This window comes from Microbacterium sp. Kw_RZR3 (assembly GCF_029222405.1).
GTDB lineage: Bacteria > Actinomycetota > Actinomycetes > Actinomycetales > Microbacteriaceae > Microbacterium.
On record NZ_JARHXC010000228.1, the window covers coordinates 22,705 to 29,494 of the forward strand.

The window sequence follows — 6,790 nt, forward strand, 5'->3', positions numbered from 1 at the left end:
TGCCTCACCCGGGCCCGTCGGCGTGACGCACGGAGGGCCGGGGACGAGCGGAGGGCCGGGGACCCGGCATCCCTCCGCCTCTCGTCCCCGGCCCTCCCGCCGTCACCCCGCGTCGCGCGTCAGACCAGCACCGGCGCAGACACCTCATCGCGGACGATCGCGGCGCCCGCCGACAGCGCGCTCATCTTCTCGAGCGCCACGCGGCGCGGCAGGGGAGCCATGCCGCAGTTGGTCGAGGGGATGAGCTTGTCGGCGTCGACGAACTGCAGGGCGCGACGCAGCGTCTCGGCGACCTCTCCGGGCGTCTCGATCGATTCGGTCGAGACGTCGATCGCGCCGAGCATGACCTTCTTGCCGCGGATGAGCTCGATGAGGTCGATCGGCACGTGGGAGTGGTGGCTCTCGAGCGAGACAGCGTCGATCGTGGATCGCTGCAGGAGGGGGAACGACTCCTCGTACTGGCGCCACTCGGAGCCGAGCGTCGCCTTCCAGTCGTTGTTCGCCTTGATGCCGTAGCCGTAGCAGATGTGCACGACGGTCTCGGCGCGAAGCCCCTCGGCGGCGCGCTCGAGGGCCGCGACGCCCCAGTCCTTCATCTCGTCGAAGAACACGTTGAACGCCGGCTCGTCGAACTGGATGATGTCGACCCCTGCCGCTTCGAGCTCACGCGCCTCCTGGTTGAGGATCGTCGCAAACTCCCACGCGAGCTTCTCGCGACTGCGGTAGTGGCGGTCGGAGAGCGTGTCGATCATCGTCATGGGTCCGGGAAGGGCCCACTTGATCGGGCGGTCGGTCTGAGCGCGGAGGAAAGCGGCATCCTGAACGAACACCGGCTGACGCCGACTGACCGCTCCGACGACTGTCGGAACGCTCGCGTCGTAACGATTCCGGATGCGGACGGTCTCGCGGTTCTCGAAATCGACGCCGTCGAGGTGCTCGATGAACGTCGTCACGAAGTGCTGGCGCGTCTGCTCGCCGTCGCTGATGATGTCGATGCCGCGGCGCTCCTGCTCGTGGACGGCGGCGCGGAGGGCGTCGTGCTTCCCCTCGACGAGCTCGGCGCCCTCGAGCTCCCACGGCGCCCAGAGAACTTCAGGCCGCGCGAGCCACGCGGGCTTGGGGAGGCTGCCGACGAGAGCAGTGGGAAGAAGAGCCGAGGTCATCGCAGCACCGCCCCGAAGTTCGCAGCCCACGCGTCGAGAGCGGCGCGGTGCGGCTTCACGAAATGCTCCTCGGCGTAGCGTCCCTGCACCACGGCGAGCTGGCTGCGCTCCTCGCGGTCGTAGTCGATGTCGGTGCGCACGAAGTCGGGCTGGTCGAGGGTCGGGCGGTATTCCTCGCCGGCGGGGGTGATGGCGTTGTAGATCTCGGGTCGGTAGATCTTCTGGAACGTCTCCATCGTGGCAATCGTGCCCGCCAACTGCAGGTCGGTGTAGTCCGCGAGGAGGTCACCGCGGAAGTAGAACGCGAGCGGAGCGACACTGCCGCGCGGCATGAAGTACCGCACCCGCAGGCCCATCTTCGCGAAGTACTCGTCGGTGAGCGAGAACGCGTCCTGCTCGTACTCGACGCCGAGCACGGGGTGCACGACGCCGGTGCGGTGATACGTACGGCTCGTCGACACGCTGATGCAGATCACCGGCGAGGACGAGAACCGGTCGCGATACACCGAGGAGTCGAGGAAGTGCCGGAAGAGCTTGCCGTGCAGGTCGCCGAAATCGTCGGGCACCGTGAACGTGCCCGCAGCCGCCTTGGCGGCCGGAAGGACCACGCTGAAGTCGTAGTCGCGCAGGTACGACGAGAAGTTGTTGCCGACGATGCCCTGGTGGCGCTCGCCGGTCTCCGTATCGACGATGTGGACGTCGAGCACCTCGATGACGGGGAACTCCTCGTCGTCCGCACCGTCGGCGAACGCGAGTTGCACCGACACGATGTCGAGCTCGACGCGATACCGGGCGTCGGCGGACAGCAGCTCGTTGAGTCGGCGATCCATCATCGACAGGGCGTTTCGGAGGTTCTGTCGGCGACCCTCGCCGCGAGCGAGGTTCGCGAAGTTGGTCGTGACGCGCGAGTTCTCCGCCGGGGCGTAGTCCTCGTCGAAACGGGTGGTGGTGATGCTGAACGTGATGTCGTTCGTCATGACGTGCCAATCAGAAGGGGTCGGATGCCGCTCCCTCATGGTGCTCTCGCTGATCAGGCATCGGGTAATTCCACGCAACTATGCGTTGGTATAGCCTCAAGCTATGGCCCGTCGCCCGAGCGGCATCACGCTGCAGCAGCTCCAGTACTTCATCGAGGTCGCCGCCGAAGGGTCGATCAGTGCGGCGGCCGATCTGCTCTACGTCGCGCAGCCGACGATGTCGGCCGCGATGCGCGACCTCGAGAGCCGCGTGGGGCGCGAGCTCCTGGTGCGCTCGGCCCGCGGAGTCACGCTGACCAACGACGGAGTCGAGTTCCTGGGGTACGCCCGACAGGTCGTCGAGCAGGCCGAGTTGCTCGAACAGCGCTACCTGGGACGCCCGCCGTCGCGGCGCCTCCTCGGCGTCTCGGCGCAGCACTACTCCTTCGTCGTCGACGCCTTCGTGCGGATGGTGCGAGCGACGGATGCCGCCGAGTACGAGTTCTCGCTGCGAGAAACCCGCACGTGGGACATCATCGAAGACGTCCGGACGCTGCGCAGCGAGGTCGGCATCCTGTTCCGCAACGACTTCAACCGCAACGTCATCGACAAGCTGCTGCGCGACTCGGGGTTGGCCTTCCACCCTCTCTTCGTCGCCGACCCGCACATCTTCGTCTCACGGCGGAACCCCCTCGCCTCGCGGAAACGGGCCACCCTCGACGATCTCGTCTCGCTGCCGCGGCTGACCTTCGACCAGGGCGCGAACAATTCGTTCTACTTCGCCGAGGAGATCCTCTCGACGCTCTCGAGCGCGCAGGAGATCCGCGTCTCCGACCGCGCCACGATCTTCAACCTCATGATCGGCCTCGACGGGTACACGATCTCGACGGGCATCATCAGCGACGACCTCGATCCCGAGATCGTCGCGGTGCCGCTCGACGTCGACGAGGAGATTGAGATCGGCTGGATCGGCCGCACCGCCATCCCGCTCACCGAGCAGGCGCAGCGTTACCTCGCCGAAGTCCGGACCGTCGTCGCCGAGGCGGGGGTCGCCCTCGCCGATCCCGCCTCGTAGCGCGCACCACGACAGTACGCTCGGTCGAGATGCACATCACCGCTTCGCACTCGGTCCCGATCGGCCGGCTGTACTTCGCCGCGCAGGCGCTCGCCGGCGCGGCATGGTGGGTCTGCGTCTTCGCCGTTCCCCTCGTGCGCACCGCGACCCTGGGCGACCTCGACCCCGCGCTCGTCGCGATGCTCGACGTCCCCCTGTTCGTCGTGGCATCCGCTCTCGCGGTCCTCCCCGGGCGCGCGGGCCGCATCGTCGCTCTCGTCGCGACCGCGTGGACGCTGCTCGTCACCGCGGCCCTCGCCGTCTACGCCACCGTCACGGGTCTGGCCGGGTGGGGAGTGGTCGCGATGGTCGCCGCCGCCACGTGCTCGGTGCTCGCCCTGGCCCTGCTCTGGCTCGGCCGCGTTCCCACGAACTGGCTGCTCATCGGACCCTTCGCCTTCCGCCGAGCGCGCCCGCGCCGGACGCCGATCGCCCACGTCGTCGCCACGACCGCTCAGATCGTCGTGTTCTGGGGGCTGTTCCTCGTCGTGTTCCCCCTCGCGATCCAGCTCCTCGAGAAGCGGTGGGGTCTCGCAGCCCCCGTGCCCGCGTGGGTGACGCTGATCGGCGCGGGAGTGGCACTCGCCGCCAGCGCTCTCGGCCTCGCGTCGGCCGCCGCGATCACGGTGAAGGGCGACGGAACACCGCTGCCGTCCGCGATGCCGAATCGTCTCGTGATCGCCGGCCCCTACCGGTGGGTGCGCAATCCGATGGCACTGGCGGGCATCGCTCAGGGCGTCGGTGTCGGGCTCATCCTGCAGTCGTGGCTCGTCGTGGTCTACGCACTGGCGGGGTCCCTTGTCTGGAACTACGCCATCCGTCCTCACGAAGAGGCCGACCTCGAGGCCAGCTTCGGTGACGACTACCGCCGTTACCGCGACGAAGTGCGCTGCTGGGTTCCCGGTCGTCGCCGGAACACGACGGAGGCCCCGCTCCCACCGGCGTGAGAGCGGGGCCTCCGCGAACGATCACCGCGTGACGTCGACGAGTTCGCCGGGCCCCGGCAGGATCTCGCGCAAGAGGTCGTCGAGCGTGACGACCCCCACGAGCCGGTCGCCGTCCACGACCGTGGCCAGCTGCACCCGCCCACGGCGCATCCGCGCCAGGGCATCGTACGCCGAGGCCTCCGGCTCCAGCACGAGCGGCTCTCGCGCAATGTCGAGCGCCGGGGTCGCGGGGTCGACGGTCAGGGTGTCCCGCACGTGCGCGACGCGCGACGACGCTCCCGCACCGACGAGGATGCGCAAGTGCGTCGACGAGGCGGCGACGGTCTGGATGTCGGCGACCGTGGCATCCGTCGGCACGCTCGTGGGGGAGCGATCCGTGCGGACGATGTCGCCCACCGTCAGGGTGCCGAGGGCGATCGCCTGCGCGATCGGCTCCGAGTACTGCTCCTCGAGCGTGCCGGCCTGACGCGAATGCGCGACGAGCTCACGGATCGTGTCGGCATCCTGGCCGCCCGCGGCGGCCTTGTCGACCGGCTCCACACCGGACGCCTTCACCAGGCGGTTGGCGATGTGGTTGATCCACAGCAGGAACGGGCGCAGCGGCCAGGTCAGGGCACGGGCCAGGATGCCGGTGGCCTTGGCCGCGGTCTCGGGGTGCGCGATCGCCCACGACTTCGGGGCCATCTCGCCGATCACGAGGTGGAGGAACGTGACGACGATGAGCGCCAGCATGAACGCGATGATGTCGGCGAGCACGTAGGGAAGACCCCACGCCTCGAACACCGGGGCGAGGGCGTAATCGATCGCGGGTTTCGTGATCGCGCCGAGGAGGAACGTGCACGCGGTGATTCCGAGCTGCGCGAACGCGAGCATGACGGTGAGTTCGTTGACGCCTCGGAGTGCGGCTCGAGCGGAGGCGCTGGTGGCCGCCTCCTCCTCCAGACGGTGGCGACGCGCAGCGAGCAGGGCGAACTCCACGATCACGAAGAACGCACTCGCGACGATGAGGAGCGTCGTGATGAGGGCGACCATCCAGCCGTTCATCGGGCCACCTCCTCATCGACGGTCGGGGCGTCGTCGGCGGGCTCGGCATCCCGGTCCACCTCGTGCAGGCGCACCGCGAGCTGCGAGGGCACGTGCCGGTCGACCTCGACGACCTCCACGGTCAGCCAGCGCTCGATGTCGAGACCCTGAACCGTCTCGGAGGGCTTCTCGGGAAGGTCGACGCGCACCACCGCGCCGATCGCGGGGAGGTCGCCGTGGGTCTCAATGACCAGACCCGCAGCCGTCTCGGCGTCCGTCTCGGCCAGGTCGAAGCCGATCACGCGCTCGAGCTCGTCGAGGTGCAGATCACCCGGAACGGTCCACGCGTCGTCGCCCACGACAGCGACCTCGGAGGTCTCGACGTCGTGCTCGTCGGAGAGCTCGCCGATCACCTCTTCGGTGAGGTCTTCGATCGTCAGGATGCCGTCGAAGTTGCCGTACTCGTCGACCACGCACGCGAGCTCGTTGCGGGTCTTGCGCATGCGGTCCAGGGCGACCGGCAGCATCATCGAGGTCGGGAGGACGACGGCGGGCCGCATGACCGTCGACACGAGAGCGTCGTCCGCCGGCTGCTCGCGTAGCAGGTCGATCAGCTCGACCACACCGACGGGGGAGTCCTCGTCACCGATCACCGGATAACGCGTGTGACCGGATGCCATGAGGGCGCGCACCTCGCCGACCGTCGTCTCGGGGGCCACCGAGTCGATCTGCGAGCGCGGGATCATGGCGTGCTCGACGTCACGCTGAGGGAAGTCGAGGATGCGGTCGATGATGATCGACAGATCGTCGGGGAGGTCGCCGCTCTGCCGGGACTCCTCGATGATCGCCTCGAGGTCGCGAGCGGTGGCGCTCTCGTCGACGTCCTCGAGAGGCTCGATGCGCAGCAGGCGCAGGAGCGCGTTGGCCGCGACGTCGAAGACGGTGATGAGCCAGCCGAACAGCAGGAGGTAGATGCGCGTCGGGACGGCGAGGGCACGCGCCAACGGCTCGGGGCTCGCGATCGCGAGGTTCTTCGGATAGAGCTCGCCGAAGATCATCGTCACGACGGTGGCGAGCAGCAGGGCACCGACGGTGCCGATGAGGATCGAGACGGCCGGATCGATACCCACGCCGCCGAGCAGCGTGCCCAGTGATACACCGATCAGCGGTTCGGCGACGTAACCGATCAACAGACCGGTCACCGTGATGCCCAACTGCGCGCCGGAGAGCATGAACGACGTGCGCTTCGTGATGGCGAGCACGCGCTTGGCCTGCGCGTCGCCCTTCTCCGCCAGCGCCGCCATGCGCGAACGGTCGACCGACATGTACGCGAACTCCTGCGCGACGAAGAAGCCGCAGGCGACGATGATCGCCAGAGTCACGATGACGCCCAGTAGAAGAGTCAGGACCGCAGCCAGCATCAGATTTCACCCCCTCTCGAAACAAGGGGGCTCGAAGATCGGCCCTCCTGGTCGGGGGAGGTTCGGTGATGGCTCACGGGGTTTCTCTCTCGTGGGTCGGTTGATCGAAGATCGTCCTCAACTGTATCGAGGCGACGACACGCCCGGCTGGGGATTGACCGCGTAA

General features: G+C 68.2%; 6 protein-coding genes. 2 read left to right on the forward strand and 4 right to left on the reverse strand.

The annotated features are described in order from the left end of the window. Window positions 1-119: 119 nt before the first annotated feature. Both P2P98_RS12850 and P2P98_RS12855 read right to left on the reverse strand, forming a co-directional pair. On the reverse strand, window positions 120-1,163 hold the full coding sequence (locus P2P98_RS12850; RefSeq protein ID WP_275800297.1) for a methionine synthase: 1,044 nt from the start codon (window positions 1,161-1,163) through the stop codon (window positions 120-122). Further along, a complete protein-coding gene (locus tag P2P98_RS12855; RefSeq protein WP_275800299.1) occupies window positions 1,160-2,140 on the reverse strand; it encodes a putative oxygenase MesX in 981 nt (326 codons plus the stop codon). Before P2P98_RS12855 ends, P2P98_RS12850 begins: the two co-directional genes overlap by 4 nt. Window positions 2,141-2,243: 103 nt before the next feature. Here P2P98_RS12855 and P2P98_RS12860 point away from each other — a divergent pair, with 103 nt between their 5' ends. Further along, complete coding sequence (locus P2P98_RS12860; protein WP_275800301.1) at window positions 2,244-3,194, forward strand: LysR family transcriptional regulator; 951 nt, start codon at window positions 2,244-2,246, stop codon at window positions 3,192-3,194. 29 nt (window positions 3,195-3,223) lie between these two features. Further along, entirely contained in the window at window positions 3,224-4,180 is a 957-nt protein-coding gene (locus P2P98_RS12865) for an isoprenylcysteine carboxylmethyltransferase family protein (protein ID WP_275800302.1), read from the forward strand. Window positions 4,181-4,201: 21 nt separating this feature from the next. On the opposite strand, the gene P2P98_RS12870 is transcribed toward P2P98_RS12865, so the two are convergent. Next, window positions 4,202-5,224: a CNNM domain-containing protein gene (locus tag P2P98_RS12870; RefSeq protein ID WP_275800303.1), complete on the reverse strand. Its 1,023-nt coding sequence runs from the start codon at window positions 5,222-5,224 to the stop codon at window positions 4,202-4,204. Next, window positions 5,221-6,624 carry a hemolysin family protein gene (locus tag P2P98_RS12875; RefSeq protein WP_275800305.1) on the reverse strand — a complete coding sequence of 468 codons (1,404 nt, stop codon included), beginning with the start codon at window positions 6,622-6,624 and terminating at the stop codon, window positions 5,221-5,223. The genes P2P98_RS12870 and P2P98_RS12875 overlap by 4 nt, the downstream gene beginning before the upstream one ends. Window positions 6,625-6,790: the final 166 nt, after the last annotated feature.